This window comes from Cupriavidus alkaliphilus (assembly GCF_900094595.1).
GTDB classification, from domain to species: Bacteria; Pseudomonadota; Gammaproteobacteria; order Burkholderiales; family Burkholderiaceae; genus Cupriavidus; species Cupriavidus alkaliphilus.
Genome location: NZ_FMAD01000010.1, coordinates 40,111 through 55,584, shown reverse-complemented (window position 1 = coordinate 55,584; position 15,474 = coordinate 40,111). Strand labels below are relative to the sequence as shown.

General features: G+C 69.6%; 17 protein-coding genes. 11 read left to right on the top strand and 6 right to left on the bottom strand.

Going from position 1 to position 15,474, the window contains the following annotated elements; translation table 11 throughout:
- Positions 1 to 63: 63 nt before the first annotated feature.
- Together GA0116996_RS20335 and GA0116996_RS20330 are read left to right on the top strand one after the other, a co-directional pair.
- A complete protein-coding gene (locus GA0116996_RS20335) occupies positions 64 to 750 on the top strand; it encodes a DUF484 family protein (RefSeq protein WP_092315230.1) in 687 nt (228 codons plus the stop codon).
- Between the two features lie 31 nt (positions 751 to 781).
- The gene (locus GA0116996_RS20330) at positions 782 to 1,867 is read left to right on the top strand and encodes a tyrosine recombinase XerC (RefSeq protein ID WP_092315228.1); all 1,086 of its coding nucleotides are present in this window, start codon (positions 782 to 784) and stop codon (positions 1,865 to 1,867) included.
- A 1-nt stretch (position 1,868) separates the two neighbouring features.
- Here GA0116996_RS20330 and GA0116996_RS20325 read toward each other — a convergent pair whose 3' ends face one another.
- The gene (locus GA0116996_RS20325; protein ID WP_092315226.1) at positions 1,869 to 2,825 is read right to left on the bottom strand and encodes a transcriptional regulator GcvA; all 957 of its coding nucleotides are present in this window, start codon (positions 2,823 to 2,825) and stop codon (positions 1,869 to 1,871) included.
- A gap of 248 nt (positions 2,826 to 3,073) precedes the next feature.
- Here GA0116996_RS20325 and GA0116996_RS20320 point away from each other — a divergent pair, with 248 nt between their 5' ends.
- The 9 genes from GA0116996_RS20320 (at position 3,074) to pcp (ending at position 10,497) form a co-directional block, all read left to right on the top strand.
- Positions 3,074 to 3,442: a DUF2917 domain-containing protein gene (locus GA0116996_RS20320; RefSeq protein ID WP_092315224.1), complete on the top strand. Its 369-nt coding sequence runs from the start codon at positions 3,074 to 3,076 to the stop codon at positions 3,440 to 3,442.
- Between the two features lie 159 nt (positions 3,443 to 3,601).
- Positions 3,602 to 4,330 (top strand): lipoyl(octanoyl) transferase LipB, encoded by a 729-nt coding sequence (gene lipB / locus GA0116996_RS20315; protein ID WP_092315222.1) that lies wholly within the window; start codon positions 3,602 to 3,604, stop codon positions 4,328 to 4,330.
- A 40-nt stretch (positions 4,331 to 4,370) separates the two neighbouring features.
- Positions 4,371 to 5,375, top strand: coding sequence for a lipoyl synthase (lipA, locus tag GA0116996_RS20310; protein ID WP_092315220.1), 1,005 nt, complete (start codon positions 4,371 to 4,373; stop codon positions 5,373 to 5,375).
- A 218-nt stretch (positions 5,376 to 5,593) separates the two neighbouring features.
- Positions 5,594 to 6,241, top strand: a complete 648-nt coding sequence (gene pxpB, locus GA0116996_RS20305; protein WP_092315218.1) for a 5-oxoprolinase subunit PxpB — start codon at positions 5,594 to 5,596, stop codon at positions 6,239 to 6,241.
- Complete coding sequence (locus tag GA0116996_RS20300; RefSeq protein WP_092315216.1) at positions 6,238 to 7,257, top strand: 5-oxoprolinase subunit C family protein; 1,020 nt, start codon at positions 6,238 to 6,240, stop codon at positions 7,255 to 7,257. Before pxpB ends, GA0116996_RS20300 begins: the two co-directional genes overlap by 4 nt.
- A 35-nt stretch (positions 7,258 to 7,292) precedes the next feature.
- Positions 7,293 to 8,033, top strand: a complete 741-nt coding sequence (gene pxpA / locus GA0116996_RS20295) for a 5-oxoprolinase subunit PxpA (protein ID WP_092315214.1) — start codon at positions 7,293 to 7,295, stop codon at positions 8,031 to 8,033.
- 106 nt (positions 8,034 to 8,139) lie between these two features.
- A complete protein-coding gene (locus tag GA0116996_RS20290) occupies positions 8,140 to 8,868 on the top strand; it encodes a DUF969 domain-containing protein (RefSeq protein ID WP_092315213.1) in 729 nt (242 codons plus the stop codon).
- Between the two features lie 10 nt (positions 8,869 to 8,878).
- Entirely contained in the window at positions 8,879 to 9,829 is a 951-nt protein-coding gene (locus tag GA0116996_RS20285; protein ID WP_092315211.1) for a DUF979 domain-containing protein, read from the top strand.
- 17 nt (positions 9,830 to 9,846) lie between these two features.
- Positions 9,847 to 10,497 (top strand): pyroglutamyl-peptidase I, encoded by a 651-nt coding sequence (pcp, locus tag GA0116996_RS20280; protein ID WP_092315209.1) that lies wholly within the window; start codon positions 9,847 to 9,849, stop codon positions 10,495 to 10,497.
- Positions 10,498 to 10,522: 25 nt separating this feature from the next.
- Here pcp and GA0116996_RS20275 read toward each other — a convergent pair whose 3' ends face one another.
- From GA0116996_RS20275 to GA0116996_RS20255, 5 genes are all read right to left on the bottom strand, one after another.
- Complete coding sequence (locus GA0116996_RS20275) at positions 10,523 to 11,773, bottom strand: VanZ family protein (protein WP_092315207.1); 1,251 nt, start codon at positions 11,771 to 11,773, stop codon at positions 10,523 to 10,525.
- Positions 11,774 to 11,791: 18 nt separating this feature from the next.
- Positions 11,792 to 12,424: an ABC-type transport auxiliary lipoprotein family protein gene (locus tag GA0116996_RS20270; RefSeq protein ID WP_092315205.1), complete on the bottom strand. Its 633-nt coding sequence runs from the start codon at positions 12,422 to 12,424 to the stop codon at positions 11,792 to 11,794.
- A 96-nt stretch (positions 12,425 to 12,520) separates the two neighbouring features.
- Positions 12,521 to 13,465 (bottom strand): MlaD family protein, encoded by a 945-nt coding sequence (locus tag GA0116996_RS20265; RefSeq protein ID WP_092315203.1) that lies wholly within the window; start codon positions 13,463 to 13,465, stop codon positions 12,521 to 12,523.
- The gene (locus tag GA0116996_RS20260; RefSeq protein ID WP_092315201.1) at positions 13,462 to 14,322 is read right to left on the bottom strand and encodes an ABC transporter ATP-binding protein; all 861 of its coding nucleotides are present in this window, start codon (positions 14,320 to 14,322) and stop codon (positions 13,462 to 13,464) included. Before GA0116996_RS20260 ends, GA0116996_RS20265 begins: the two co-directional genes overlap by 4 nt.
- Positions 14,319 to 15,449 carry an MlaE family ABC transporter permease gene (locus GA0116996_RS20255; RefSeq protein ID WP_092315199.1) on the bottom strand — a complete coding sequence of 377 codons (1,131 nt, stop codon included), beginning with the start codon at positions 15,447 to 15,449 and terminating at the stop codon, positions 14,319 to 14,321. The genes GA0116996_RS20260 and GA0116996_RS20255 overlap by 4 nt, the downstream gene beginning before the upstream one ends.
- Positions 15,450 to 15,474 lie beyond the last annotated feature (25 nt).

Sequence of the window (15,474 nt, the reverse complement as noted above, 5' to 3'; positions counted from 1 at the left end):
CAGCGCCCGTCATGGCCCCTTTGCTAAACTGCCACCCACTTTACCTCTACCGGTCCACGCCCCATGAACGCCCAAGACGTTGCCGCCTACCTGCAGAGCCATCCTGAATTCTTCGAAGAGCATGCCGAGCTGCTGGCCGCGGTGCAGCTGACCAGCCCGCACAGCCATCGTGCCGTGTCGCTGCAGGAGCGCCAGATGGAAATCCTGCGCGAGAAGAACAAGGGCCTGGAGCTGCGCCTGGCGGACCTGGTCCGCCATGGCCACGAGAACGACCGCACCCAGCAGCGCCTGCATGACTGGCAACTGCGCCTGCTGGCCGAGGCCGATTCGCATGCGCTGCCGTATGCGGTGCAGGACGGCCTGCAGCAGGTGTTCGACGTGCCGGCGGTGGCGCTCAAGCTGTGGGATGTCGCCGAACAGTACGCGCACATGGAAGTGGCACAGGGCGCCAGCGAGGACCTGCGCATCTTTGCCGAAGGCCTGCGCGCGCCGTACTGCGGCAGCAACAGCGGCTTCGAGGCGGCCAGCCTGCTGGAGCGCGACGATGTCACCTCGCTGGCGATGGTGACGCTGCGCGTGCCGGTGCGCGCCGGCGAGGCCGAGGCCGGCGCCGACGTGCGCGGCGCCGCCTTTGGCCTGCTGGTGCTGGGCTCGCCCGACCCGCGCCGTTTCCATGAAGGCATGGGTACCGCCTACCTGTCGCAGATCGGTGAAGTCGCCGGCGCCGCGCTGAACCGGCTGCGCGACTGAAGCCGCGCTCCGGGCCCGACGCCGTGACGCCATGACTGCACGCCGGCCGCCGCGCGACGCGGTCGCGCCGCCTGCTCCCGCCGGCGGCGCAGCGCCGCCGCCAGACCCGCTGGTCACGCGCTACCTCGACTGGCTGCGCGGCAGCCGCAAGCTGGCCGAGCACACGCTGTCGGGCTATGCGCGCGAACTGCGCGTGCTGCAGGCGCACGCGGCGCAGCATGCGCCGGGGGTCGCGCTGCTGGCGCTGCAGACCCACCATATCCGCAATTTCGCCGCGCGGCTGCATGCCGCCGGGCTGGTCGGCACCAGCATCGGGCGCGCGCTGTCGGCATGGCGCGGCTTCTATCTCTGGGCGGCGCGCCATGGCCATGGCGTGACCGTAAATCCGGTCGACGGCGTGCGCGCGCCGCGCTCCGGGCACGCGTTGCCCAAGGCGCTGTCGGTCGAGCACGCGGTGGCGCTGGTCGCGCACCCGGCCGGCAGCGACGCCGAGGCGCTGCGCGACCAGGCGGTCTATGAACTGTTCTACTCGAGCGGGCTGCGCCTGTCCGAGCTGGTGCAGCTGGACCTGCGCTATGCCGACGCCGACGGCTACCGCTCCAGCGGCTGGCTCGACCTGGCCGGCGCCGAGGTGACCGTGACCGGCAAGGGCTCGCGCCGGCGCTCGGTGCCGGTCGGCAGCAAGGCCATCGCGGCGCTGCGGGCGTGGCTGGCGGTGCGAGACGCCTTGCTGCGGCCGGGCGCCGCGGCCGAGGACGCCAATGCCTTGTTCCTCGGTCCGCGCGGCCGGCGCCTGTCGATGCGCACGGTGCAGTTGCGGCTCAAGCAGCAGGCACTGCGCGCCGGCGTGCCGGCCGATGTGCATCCGCATATGCTGCGGCATTCGTTCGCCACCCACATGCTGCAGTCTTCCGGCGACCTGCGCGCGGTGCAGGAGATGCTGGGCCATGCCAGCATCTCGACCACGCAGGTGTACACCGCGCTGGATTTCCAGCACCTGGCGAAGGTCTACGACAAGGCCCATCCGCGCGCCGGCCGCGCGCGCGCGAAGCCGGCGGCCGATAGCTCCGGCGGCGCCTGCGGCGCGGCGGATAGCGGCGAAACGCCGGAAGACTGATTCACTCCCACTGCGCCAGCACCTCGCGGAAGCGCTCGATCTCGGGCAGCAGCCAGCCGCGGAAGGCCTGCACCTTGGGCAGGTTCAGCGAGCCGGGTGCGCAGACGAAGTACAGCAGCCACGGGCACGGGATGCTGACCTCGAACAGCCGCACCACGCGCCCCGACAGCAGGTCATTGCACGCCAGCGACGAGCGGATCAGGGCGATGCCCTGGCCTTCCGAGGCGGCCTGCAGCAGCAGCGAAGAATCTTCCAGCAGCAGGCCCTTGCGCGGCTCCGGCCAGTCCAGCCCGGCGGCGTCGAACCACGGCTTCCACGGATCGCCCTCGCCCCGCAGCAGCGGCATGCCCGCCATGTCCTGCGGTCGTGCCGGCAGCCGGCCGCCGTTGAAGGCGGGGCTGCAGACCGGGAAGAAGACGTCGTCGAGCAGCCGCTCCACGTACAGGCCGGGATAGTCGCCGCTGCCCATGCGCAGCGCGATATCGACTTCTTCGTGCGCAAAGTTGACCAGCGTGTTCGACGACAGCAACTCGACATCCAGTTCCGGATGGCGCTCGATAAAGCTGCCGATGCGCGGCGTCAGCCAGCGCGCGGCAAACGACGGCATGGTGCTGATGGTCAGGCGCTTGTCGCGATTGCCCGCCTGCAGCGCGCGCGTGGCATCGGCGATCTGCAGCAGGGCGTCGCGCACGCGCTCGGCATACAGGCGGCCCGCCGGCGTCAGTGCCACGCGCTTGCCGTGGCGTTCGAACAGCGGCATGCCCAGTTCCTCTTCCAGCGCGCGGATCTGGTGGCTGACCGCTCCATGGGTGACAAACAGCTCCGTGGCCGCGCGCGAAAAGCTTTCGTGCCGCGCGGCGGCTTCGAACGCGCGCAACGCGGTCAGCGCCGGCAGGCGCGGCAACTCGCGGTGCCAGCCGCGCGGCATGTCTTTCTCCCAGGCGCTTTTCCAGGCCATGGCCGCCTCCAGATGATCGGGGTTATGTGAGATTGGCTAACAAGAACAAAGAAAATATATCGTTTTGATAGTGGCCGGGCAATCACTAATATTTCATCACCGGCCCCCGCAGTTGCACACTTCTTCACGGCGATATTCGCAGGATTTAACTGGCCTGGTCCCCTTGCCGGGCCAGTTCCTGTGACCCGCCGCGGATCCGTACTGCGTCTGGCGTATCCCCGCCAGGGCCGGCTGAACGGAGAACCACCATGAAAACCGTGCTCACAACGACCGAGTTCACCCTGAATCCTGGCGAAGTCACCACGCTGTCGGTGCATGCGGCGCAGCGCCTGCACATTGCCGACGCCCGCGGCACCGATGTATGGCTGACCCGCGAGAACGATTCGGAGGACTACTGGCTGCGTTGTGGCGGCAGCCTGCTGCTGCGTGCCGGGGACGAGGTGGTGCTCAGCATCGACCCGCGCGCCTTGCAGCCGGTGCGCCTGGCGCTGATTGCCGAGGCGCGCCGCCCGGCGCTGACGCTGGCCGACCTGCCGCACCTGGCGTACCGCAGCCTGCGCCGGCTGGTTCGAGGCACCGAATGGACGCCGAACCAGGACCGGGTCACCGCCTCCTGAAGCAGGGGAGGGCGGAGCACCGTACGCGTCGCCCCGGCACCGGGCGCATCTGCGCCTGGTCTGGTCGCGTGACGCATCGGGCGGTTCCGCGCCTACCACCTCGTGAACGGGGGGCAGGCAGGGCCGGCGCAAGCCGGCCCTTTTCGTTACACTCTCGCCATGCATCCGATTCAAGTCATCGAACGCGGCCGCGAGGACTATCAGCCGTGTTTCGACGCGATGCGCGCCTTTACCGCCGCACGCACTCCCGAGACGCCCGACCAGGTCTGGCTGGTCGAGCACCCGCCGGTCTACACGCTGGGCCAGGCGGGCGATCGCGCGCACCTGCTGGCCCCGGACGAGCGGATTCCGGTGGTGCAAATCGATCGTGGCGGGCAGATCACTTACCACGGCCCGGGGCAGGTCGTCGCCTACCTGCTGCTTGACCTGCGCCGCCGCCGTCTGATGGTGCGGGAGCTGGTTCACGGCATCGAGCAGGCCGTGCTGGACACGCTCGCGGCGTATAATCTCGCAGCCGAACGCAAGCCCGGCGCCCCCGGCATCTACCTGTCCGGCGGGCCGCACCAGGGCGCCAAGATTGCGGCGCTCGGCCTCAAGATCCGCAACGGCTGCAGCTACCACGGCGTCAGCCTCAACGTGCAGATGGACCTGTCGCCGTTCCTGCGCATCAATCCCTGCGGCTATGCCGGACTGGAAACGGTCGACATGGCCACCGCGGGAGCCACCTGTCCGGTGGTGGATGCCGATGGCGCGCCGTTGCCCGTGACTGCGGCAAGACAACCCGAAATCGCACAACGCCTGGCGGCTGCATTGTGCGAGGTGCTGGCAGCGCACGAGGCTCGCGTGCTGGCGGCTGAAGAACCTGCCGCCCCGGCCCTGGCCTCCTAGTCAAAAGCGAAATGCACGCCGAGCGCGTGCGGAGAAATGTATGAGCGACGCACTGATCGCCCCGATCGCATCTTCCAGCGAAGCCCCGCAGTCCCCCGCGGAGCAGTACGATCCGACCCGCAAGCAGAAGTCGGCCGACAAGACCGCGCGTATCCCCATCAAGATCGTGCCGGCCGAGAAGCTCAAGAAGCCGGACTGGATCCGCGTGAAGGCCGCCACCGGCAATTCGCGTTTCTATGAGATCAAGGACATCCTGCGCGCCAACAACCTTGTGACGGTGTGCGAGGAAGCCAGCTGCCCGAATATCGGCGAATGCTTCGGCAAGGGCACCGCCACCTTCATGATCATGGGCGACAAGTGCACCCGCCGCTGCCCGTTCTGCGACGTCGGCCACGGCCGTCCGGACCCGCTCGATGTGAACGAACCCGGCAACCTGGCCCGCACCATCGCCCAGCTCAAGCTGAACTACGTGGTGATCACCAGCGTCGACCGCGACGACCTGCGCGACGGCGGCGCCCAGCACTATGTCGACTGCATCTCGCAGACGCGCGAGCTGTCGCCCAACACCCGCATCGAAGTGCTGGTGCCCGACTTCCGCGGCCGCCTGGACAAGGCGCTGGACATCCTGCAGGCGTGCCCGCCCGACGTGATGAACCACAACATGGAAACCGTGCCGCGCCTGTACAAGCAGGCCCGACCGGGTGCCGACTACGCGCACTCGCTCAAGCTGCTGCAGGAGTTCAAGCGCCGCAATCCCAACGTCCCGACCAAGTCCGGCCTGATGGTCGGCCTGGGCGAGACCGACGAGGAAATCCTGGAAGTCATGCGCGACATGCGCGCGCACGACATCGACATGCTGACCATCGGCCAGTACCTGGCGCCGTCGAACCACCACCTGCCGGTGCTGCGCTACGTGCATCCCGACACCTTCAAGATGTTCGAGGACGAGGCCTACAAGATGGGCTTCACCCACGCTGCGGTGGGGGCGATGGTGCGCAGTTCGTACCACGCCGACCAGCAGGCGCATCAGGCGGGGTTTGCCTGAGCAGGTTGGTCAGCGGATGGAACAAGAAACGGCCGGGGATTTCCCCGGCCGTTTTGCTTTGGGCGCGCCCGTGCCCAATCCTAGGGTCAACCCCGACTGTCCGCGCCCTGTCCATTTCGATATGATGAATTCATCGATAAATTATCGATGAAATACAAAGACGTCACATTCCGGCTTGTCTGCCTACACTGGGTAGCAAGTGCGCTACCGGGAATCTCATGAACTGCACCGTCCACCGACTTGCCGAGCACGCGCTGCTGTACAGCGTCGCGCCGCCCGCATCGCTGGCAGTCCAGCGCCGCATCTGGGCCATGGCGGCGCGTGCCGCGGACTGGCGCGGCGTGGTCGACGTGGTGCCGGGCATGAACAACCTGACCGTGATCTTCGACGGCAGTGCCGACGTCGACGCGCTCGAGCGCAACCTGAAGCTGGCGTGGGCCTCGGGCGAGGCGCGCAATGCCACCGGCAAGCTGGTCGAGATCCCGGTGCGCTACGGTGGCGAGCATGGCCCGGACCTGGGCGACGTCGCCGCGCATACCGGCCTGACGCCGCAGGAAGTGGTGCGCCGTCATGCAGCGGGCGAGTACGTGGTCTACTTCCTCGGCTTCCAGCCCGGCTTTGCCTATATGGGCGGGCTCGCGCCGGAACTGGCCACGCCGCGCCGGCGCGAGCCGCGGGTGGCGGTGCCGGCCGGGTCGGTCGGCATCGGCGGCGAGCAGACCGGCATTTATCCGGCGGTGCTGCCGGGCGGCTGGCAGCTGATCGGGCGCACCGACGCCGAACTCTTCGTGGCGGACCGCGATCCGCCGTCCCTGTTCGCGCCCGGCGATACCGTGCGCTTTGTCGCCGAGGAAATCATCGCGTGATCGAGATCCTTCGTCCGGGCGCGCTCGCCTCGGTGCAGGACCTGGGCCGTACCGGCTTTCGCCGTTTTGGCGTGGGCCGCTGCGGTGCCATGGACATGCTGGCGGTGGAAGTCGGCAACCGCCTGCTTGGCAATGCGCCCGGCTGCGCCGCCATTGAATTCACGCTGGGACGCGCCGCGGTGCGCTTCCATGCCGATATGCGCGTGGCCCTGGCCGGCGCCGAATGCGGCGCCAATCTCGACGGCATGCCGGTGTGGTCATGGCATGCGTTCGACGCGCACAAGGGCGAGACCCTGACGCTGCCGTCGACGCGCGGCGGCACGCGCGTGTACCTGTGCGTGGCGGGCGGCATCGCGGTCGAGCCGGTGATGGGTTCGCGCAGCACCGACCTGAAGTCCGGTTTCGGCGGGCTGGGCGGCCGCGCGCTGCAGGAGGGTGACCGCCTGCCCGCGGGGCGGCCGGGACTGGAAGCCGAGACCGACTGGATCGGCGTGCAGGCGCCGGCGTGGGCGCTGCCCGCGGCGGTCGAAGGCAAGGCCACGGCGATCCGCATGCTGCCGGGGCCGGAATACGAGGATTTCGACGCGGCCGCGCAGGCCGCGCTGTGGCAGGCCGACTGGACCGTCACGCCCAACAGCAACCGCATGGGCCTGCGCCTCGCCGGGCCCGCGCTGGCGCGGCGCCCCGAGCGCAGCGCCGACCTGCTCTCGCACGGCGTGATGCCGGGCGTGATGCAGGTGCCGCCGGGGGGCCAGCCGATCGCGCTGATGGCCGATGCGCAGACCACCGGCGGCTATCCCAAGATCGGCGTGGTGATCGAAGCGGATTTGTGGCGGCTGGCGCAGGTGCCGCTGGGCGCGCCGGTGCGCTTCGTGCAGGTCACGCTGGCGCAGGCCGAAGCGGCGCAGGAAGAGCTGGCACGCTACCTGCGGCAGATCGGGCAGGCGCTGCAATGGCAGGGCGATGGCATGCCCATTGCCGCGCGCCGGCGTACCCGCACGCGAGCGGCAGCATAAGAGAAGGCGCCCGGGCGCCGCACAGGAGAATGGCAATGCAGATCGATCTGAACGCGGATCTTGGCGAAGGCTGTGGCAATGACGAGGCGCTGCTGGCGCTGATCAGCTCGGCCAATATCGCCTGCGGCTGGCACGCGGGCGATGCCGCCACCATGGTGCAGACGGTGAAGTGGGCGTTGGCGCATGGCGTGGCGATCGGCGCGCACCCGAGCTACCCGGACCGCGAGAACTTCGGCCGCACCGAGATGCAGCGCGACCCGGAACACGTCTACGCCGACGTGCTGTACCAGATCGGCGCGCTCGACGCGATCGTGCGCGCGCAGGGCGGGGTGCTGCACCACGTCAAGCCGCATGGCGCGCTGTACAACCAGGCCGTGCGCGACCCGGCGCTGGCGCGCGCGATCGTGCGCGCGGTGCGCGACTTCGACCCCGACCTGGTGTTCTTCGGCCTGGCCGGCAGCCAGATGATCGACGTGGCGAAGGAGGCCGGCCTGCGCGTCAAGCAGGAGGTCTTTGCCGACCGCGGCTACAACCCCGATGGCACGCTGGTCAAACGCGGCACGCCGGGCGCGCTGCATGAGGACGAGGAAGTCGCCCTGGACCAGACCCTGACCATGGTGCGCGAGCAGCGCGTGCGCGCCATCGACGGCACCTGGGTACCGATTCAGGCCGAAACCGTGTGTCTGCACGGCGACGGCGCTCACGCGCTGGCCTTCGCGCGCCGCATCCGGGAACGGCTGGGCGCAGAAGGCATCGCGATCCGCGCCGGCGACTGAGCGCGTTCCTGCGCCTTCACGCCGGCATTTCCCCACGCGGCCTGCCCCGTCACGCGTCACGACGGCTGCTGTCCGCGCGCCTTCGTTATCTTCGTTTGGTGTTTCCATGGAACAGGCAGTCAATCTCTGGCCCCTTGTCGGGGTCGGCGTCATCATCGTCGGCTTCGTGCTGCGCTTCAATCCCATGCTGGTGGTGGTGCTCGCCGCGCTGGCCACCGGGCTGGCCGCACCGATGCCGCTGATGCAGATCTTCTCCGCGATCGGCACCGCCTTCGTCAAGGCGCGCAACCTGCCGCTGATCATCCTGCTGCCGCTGGCCGTGATCGGCCTGCTGGAGCGCCACGGGCTGCGCGAGCACGCGCAGGCATGGATCGCGCGCATTGCCTCGGCCACGGTCGGGCGCCTGCTGATCGTCTACCTGGGCGTGCGCGAGCTGACCGCGGCGATCGGCCTGACCAGCCTCGGCGGCCATCCGCAGATGGTGCGCCCGCTGCTGGCGCCGATGGCCGAGGGCGCGGCCGAGAACCGCTTCGGCCACCTGCCCGAGCCGGTGCGCCAGCGCGTGCTGGCCTTCTGCGCCGCCACCGACAACGTCGGCCTGTTCTTCGGCGAGGACATCTTCGTTGCGTTCGGGGCGATCGCGCTGATGCATACCTTCCTGCTGTCGTCGAACATCGAGGTCGAGCCGCTGCATATCGCCGTGTGGGGCATCCCCACCGCCATCTGCGCCTTCCTGATCCACGCCGTGCGCCTCAAGCGCCTGGACGGCTGGCTCGAGCGCGAGCTGGGCGGCAACGCTGCCCGCACCGCCGTGCCTGCGCCGAGCGCCGAGTAAGGAGCGCGCCATGATCATTTCGATCGAATACCTCTACTGGCTCGCCGGCCTGGTGCTGGCCATCACCGCGCTGATGACCTTCACCGACCGCGCGCACCCGCGCCGCCTCAGCACCGGCCTGTTCTGGCTGCTGTACGCGATCGTGTTCCTGGCCGGCGACCGGCTGCCGCCGGCCGCGGTCGGCATCGGCGCGGTGGTGATGGCGCTGATCGCGGGCTTCGGCGGCGTCGGCCACGGCAAGCACGACAGCCTGCCCGAGACCGAGCGCCGCGCCAGTGCGAGCCGCCTCGGCAACAGGCTGTTCATCCCGGCGCTGCTGATCCCGCTGGTGACCGTGATCGGCACCATGCTGTTCAAGGATGTCCGGGTCGCCGGCGTGCCCCTGCTCGATCCCAAGAACGTGACCTTCGTTTCGCTGGGGATAGGCTGCCTGATCTCGCTGGCGGTGGTGTGCTGGCTCACGCGCGACACCGTGGCGCAGGGCCTGCGCGAATCGCGCCGGCTGACCGAGTCGCTGGGCTGGGCGCTGGTGCTGCCGCAGATGCTGGCGATGCTCGGGCTGGTGTTTGCCGACGCCGGCGTGGGCAAGGCCGTGGCGCACCTGACCACCGCCTATATCAACCTGGACTACAAGCTGGTGGCGGTGGCGGTCTACTGCGTCGGCATGGCGCTGTTCACGGTGATCATGGGCAATGGCTTCGCCGCCTTCCCGGTGATGACCGGCGGTGTCGGCGTGCCCATCCTGGTCGGCATGTTCGGCGGCAATCCCGCGGTGATGGCGGCGATCGGCATGTTCTCGGGCTATTGCGGTACGCTGATGACGCCGATGGCGGCCAACTTCAATATCGTGCCGGCGGCGCTGCTGGAACTCGACGACAAGAACGCCGTGATCCGCGCGCAGGTGCCGACCGCGCTGGCGATCCTGGCGGCCAATATCGTGCTGCTGTACTGGCTGATGTAAGCGACAGGAGCCCCGCCATGACTACCGTGCTGCTGACCGGCTTCGAGCCGTTCGAGGATGAACCGGTCAACCCGTCGTGGGAAGCCGTGCGCGCGCTCGACGGCGAGCGTGTCGGCGACGCGGTGATCGTCGCGCGCCAGCTGCCGTGCGTATTCGGCGCGGCGACCGCCGCCATCGGCGAACTGCTCGACGCGCTGCGCCCGACCCTGGTGATCGCCGTCGGCCAGGCCGGCGGCCGCGCCGAGATGTCGGTCGAGCGGGTGGCGATCAATGTCGACGATGCGCGCATCGCCGACAACGCCGGCGCCCAGCCGATCGACACCGCCATCGTCGCCGACGGCCCGGCCGCCTACTTTGCCACGCTGCCGATCAAGGCGATGGTGCGCGACATGCGCGCGGCCGGCGTGCCGGCGTCGGTGTCGCAGACCGCCGGCACCTTCGTCTGCAACCATGTGTTCTACGGGCTGATGCACCGGCTGGCGCGGCAGCCCGACGGCGCGGTGCGCGGCGGCTTTATCCACATTCCGTATTTGCCCGAGCAGGCCGCGCGCCATCCGGGCCAGCCGAGCCTGGCGCACGAGACGCTGGTGAAGGGCCTGCGCACCGCGGTGGCGACGGCGCTGTCAACCCGCGCCGACGTGCGCGAACAGGGCGGGCAACTGCACTGAGCGTCGGCGCGCATGTCCGCGCCGCTTACTCCTGCAGGTTGGCCGCGGCCGCCTCGCGGCGTGCCGCGGCTTTCTTCATCGCATGGCGGCGCAGGCTGACCTGCTCGAAGCGCCAGATCACATAGCAGAACGCCAGGAACGGCCACAGCCAGCCGAGCCACTGCGCCAGGCTGTTGAAGTGTATGAAGCGGCCCATGCGCCAGCCCTGCTCCGAGATCCACGCGTACGGGTTGGACGGCAGCACGTTGGTCAGCGCCACCAGCACGATCAGCGCCGCCATCGCCAGCACCGCGCGCAGCCAGCGCGGCAGGTACAGCAGCAGCGCCAGCACCAGCGAGCTGGTCAGCAGCGCGAAGCGCCCGCCTTCGGACAGCCAGACGAAGGCGCTTTCGGTCGGGAACTGCAGCTCGGCCGCGGTCGCCTTGAGCAGCAGCGCCGCCGCCAGCAGGCCGGCCAGGATGCGCAGCATCGGCGCGCTGCGGCGCATCGCCACCGAGGCGAACAGGCCGGTGCCGACCCAGCTGCTGGCGGTTACCAGCGATTCCAGCAACTGCTGGCTCTGCATGTCCTCGGGCCGCAGGCCGATATGGTCCTGCCAGGACTCCAGCTGCGGGAACACCATCTGCAGCACCTGCATCGGCCAGGATTCCGGATCGGTCAGCCATTCGCGCACGATGCCGCCCATGCCGAACAGGTGCTCCTGCGGAAACACCTGCGCGAACGGCCACAGCAGCAGCAGGATGATGGCAAAGCTGGCGTGCGGCTCGAACCACGCATGGCGCAGCCGCGTCAGCCGGCCGTCGTCTATCAGCGCGCGCGTGAACGGCGCCACCACGGCGCCGCCGAGCAGCGCCCCCAGCGCATTGGTGATCAGGTCGATGTTGGACGAGATCCGGCTGGGCAGCCAGGTCTGGAAGGCCTCCATGCACGCCGACAGCAGGGCGCCGGCCACCAGCGCCACCAGCGTGGCGCGCCCGCCCGACACGCGCGGATGCAGCGACAGCACCACCAGCGCGCCGAACGGGAAATACCCCAGCACGTTGGTCAGCAGGTCGAAGTCGGTGATGTAGCGCGGCTTGGGCGCGCTGACAAAGGCAAAGGGCGAGATGCCGTTGTCGATCCAGCCGGTGAACGGGTACAGGCTGGCATAGATCACCAGCAGCGTGAAGCAGAGCAGCCCCACGCGCGCCAGCGGCGAGTGCTGCGGCGCGGTCGCGGATGCTGCTGGCACAGCCGCAGGCGGCGGCGCGGAGAGCGGCGGGGGAGCCGGCTCCATGGCAAATCTCCTGTTGCTTTACTTTAGCTGCAGCGTGCCGATCCAGTCGAGCAGCGCGGCAATCACGGCGTCGCTGGCTTCGGCCAGGGCCTTGACGCCGCCGGCGCCGTCGGCGCTGGGCGCGGGCCGGCGCGCCTCGAAGGTCTGCTGGCCGAGCATGCCGTGCCGGTACACCGTGGCGCGCAGCCGCACCACGCCCTCGCTGGTGATGGCGCTGTCGAACACCTGGTCGAACTCGAGCAGGTCCACCTTCAGCGCCGGCGCGCTGCTGTCGCCGGACCAGCCCAGCGTGCCGCGCGCGGCCACGGCCTCGCGCAGGCGCTCGTCGAACAGGCGCGTGGGCGACATCACCCAGCGCTGCGTGGCGTAGGCCTGCAGGCGCTGCGCCTGGGCGTACTGGAGCCGGTAGAACAGCGCATTGCCTTCCAGCCAGTTGGGCCCGTCGGTCTGCGCCACGCGCAGTTTGGGCAGTGCCGCGGGCGCAGGGTTCCCGGTGCCGGCGGCCGTGTTGGCGGCGACGGCCGGGCCCAGGTCATAGGTGATGGTCGGTTCGCCGCGGGTCAGCGCGCAGCCCGACAGCGCCAGGCCGGCGGAGAAAATCAGCAGGGCCGCGCGCAGGCGGGCGGGCGCGGAGCGCAGCAAGCGTGGCATCTCGGTCGCAGGGTTCACGGCGGATTCTCGCGGTTGGCGTTTGGCGTGATCGATGGGAACAGGTTCGGGCGCGGGCTGTATCGCAGGCCGGCCGCGCTACGGGGCCGCGCTGAAGCCCGGCTCGCCCGGCCCTGGCGTGGGCGCGGGCGCGCCGAACAGCACGCTGCTCGGGCTCTCGTTGAACTGGCCGGCGGCGCGTTCGAAGCTGCGCGCGGTCTGGCGCGCGTCGCGGGCCAGGCCATTGAGCTGCGGCAGGGTCTCTTCGCTGAAGGTGCCCGCGGCCGACTGCACCGACGCGGCCGCGCCCTGCAGGTCGCGCCCGACGCTGTCGACGGTGCGCATCACGGTGCCGTTGGGGTTGGCCAGTTCCTGCGTCAGGCGCCGGGTCGATTCCAGCGTCGCGTTCAGGTTCTCGGCCACTTTCGGCAGGCGCTGCGCCGCCGGCGCGAGCGAATCGGACAGGCGCGAATAGTCTTCGGCGGTCTTGCGCACCGAGCGGATCGCCGCCATCAGCTCGTCGCGGTTGGCGCCCCGGAACATGTCGTTGAGCGAGCCCATCAGGGTCTCGGCCTGGGTCAGCAGCGAATCGCCGCGCTTTTCCAGTTCCTCGAAGAAGCCGGGCCGCATGGCGATGCGCGCCACCGCCCGCGGCGAGGTCGGCAGCGGCGGCGAGGCGGCGGTACCGTCGTGCGCGGCGGAGTCGTCGAGCTGCACGTAGGCGATCCCGGTCACGCCCTGGAAGCCCAGGGTGGCGTAGGTGGTGCGCGTGATCGGCGTTTCGCGGTTGACGTTGACGCGCACGATGATCTGGCCCGGCACCTGCGGATCGAACTTGATCGACTCGACCTTGCCCACCGCCAGCCCGCGGTACTTGACGTCGGCCTGCGGTCCGAGGCCGTTGACGGTGGAGCGGGTGATCAGGTCGTACGGCACGCGCACCGCGTGGTCGCTGCTGAACCAGAAGATCGCGAACAGCACCAGCACGGCCAGGCCGATGGTGAACACGCCGGCGAGGAAGGCGTGGGACTTGTTTTCCATCATGCTTCTCCAGGGGGCGGCGCCGCGGGCTGCCCGGGCTGGGGCAGCGCCTGCAGGGCGCGCTGGGCGCGCTCGCCCAGGAAATACTCGCGGATGAAGGGATGGTCCACCTCCACCACTTGCGCAATCGGCGCGGCCGCGATCACCTTGTGGTCAGCCAGCACCGCGACGCGGTCGGACAGCGCCACCAGCGTGTCGAGGTCGTGCGTGATCATCACCACGGTCAGGCCCAGCTCGCGGCGCAGCTCGCGGATCAGCGCGACGTAGTCGTCGGACGCCATCGGGTCCAGGCCGGCAGTGGGTTCGTCCAGGAACAGCAGCTCAGGTTCCAGCGACAGCGCGCGCGCCAGCGCCACGCGCTTGATCATGCCGCCGGACAGGTCCGACGGCATCTTGTCGGCATCGCGCGCCGACAGCCCCACCAGCTGCAGCTTGAGCAGCGCCGCCTGGCAGATCAGGTTGTCGGGCAGCGCGCGCAACTCGCGCAGCGGCAGCGCGATATTGTCGATCACCGACAGCGCCGAGAACAGCGCGCCGCGCTGGAACTGCAGGCCCCAGCGGCTGCGCAGCGCCTGCAGCTGGGCCGGGCTCAGCCGCGCCGGATCCTCGCCGAACACCTTGATGGTGCCCGAGGTGGGGCGCTCCAGCCCGACGATCTGGCGCAGCAGCACGGTCTTGCCGCTGCCCGAGCCGCCGACGATCGACAGTACCTCGCCGCGGTAGACGTCCAGGTCCACATGGTCGTGCACCACCGCCTTGCCGAAGCGCTTGACCAGGTCGCGCACCTCGATCACCGGGATGCGCTCCGGCGCGGGCTGCGGCGCGCCTGGCTGGGTCGCGTTCGCTTGCGCCGCGTTCACAGGCCCACGTCCTTGAACAGGATGGCGAAGACCGCGTCGGCCAGGATCACGATGGTGATCGCGGTGACCACCGAGGCGGTGGTGCCTTCGCCCAGGCTCTGGGTGTTGGGCTTGATGCGCAGGCCGAAGTGGCAGGCGGTCAGCGCGATCAGGATGCCGAACACCACGCCCTTGCCCAGCCCCAGCCACAGGTTGGCCACCGGCACCGCATCGGGCAGCTCGCGCAGGAAGAAGGTGGCGCTGATGCCCAGCTGCATGCGCGCGGCCAGCATGCCGCCGGCCAGCGCCATCACGTCGGTCCACGCCACCAGTAGCGGCATGGCGATGGCCAGCGCGATCACGCGCGGCATGATCAGCCGGAAGCCGTGCGAGATGCCCATCACGCGCATCGCGTCCAGCTCTTCGGTCACGCGCATCACGCCGATCTGCGCGGTGATGGCCGAGCCCGAGCGCCCCGCGATCAGGATCGCGGCGAGCACCGGCCCGAGTTCGCGGATCACCGCCATGCCCAGGATATTGACGATGAAGGTGCTGGCGCCGAAGGTGCGCAGCTGGTTGGCCGACAGGTACGACAGCACGATGCCGATCAGGAAGCCGACCAGCGCCGTGATCCCCAGCGCCTTGTAGCCGACGTTGTAGATGTTGGCCGAGATCTCGCGCCACGGGCCGCGCTGCGGCATGCGCGCGAAGCGCAGCAGGTCGAACGCCAGCTGGCCCAGCATGGTGACGCCGTTGCCCAGTTGCGCGCCGAACGACAGCACGTTGGCGCCGAACAGCGTGACCGGGTTGAAGCGGTCCACCATGTGCTTTTTCCAGCCCTCGTTCTGCACCGCGGCGATGCGCTCGAACACGCGGCGCTGGCCCTCGCTGGCCTCCAGCCGTTGCGGCAGCGCGCCGTTCCAGGCCTGCCACAGCAGCTGCCCGCCGATATGGTCGAGCCGCTCGACGCCGGCCAGCGACCATTGCGCGTGGTCGGGAGCCTGGGCCAGTTCGTGCAGCTGCGCGCGCAGCTGCCGCGCCTGGCGGCAGCCGGCCAGCGCGAGCGCAGTCCAGTCGCCACGCAGCTGTACGCTGACGGTTCCGTCCCCGCGCGTGATCTGGAAGTCTGGCGTCGTCTGGCGTTCCAAGGGCTAGCGATGTGATGGCCGAGTC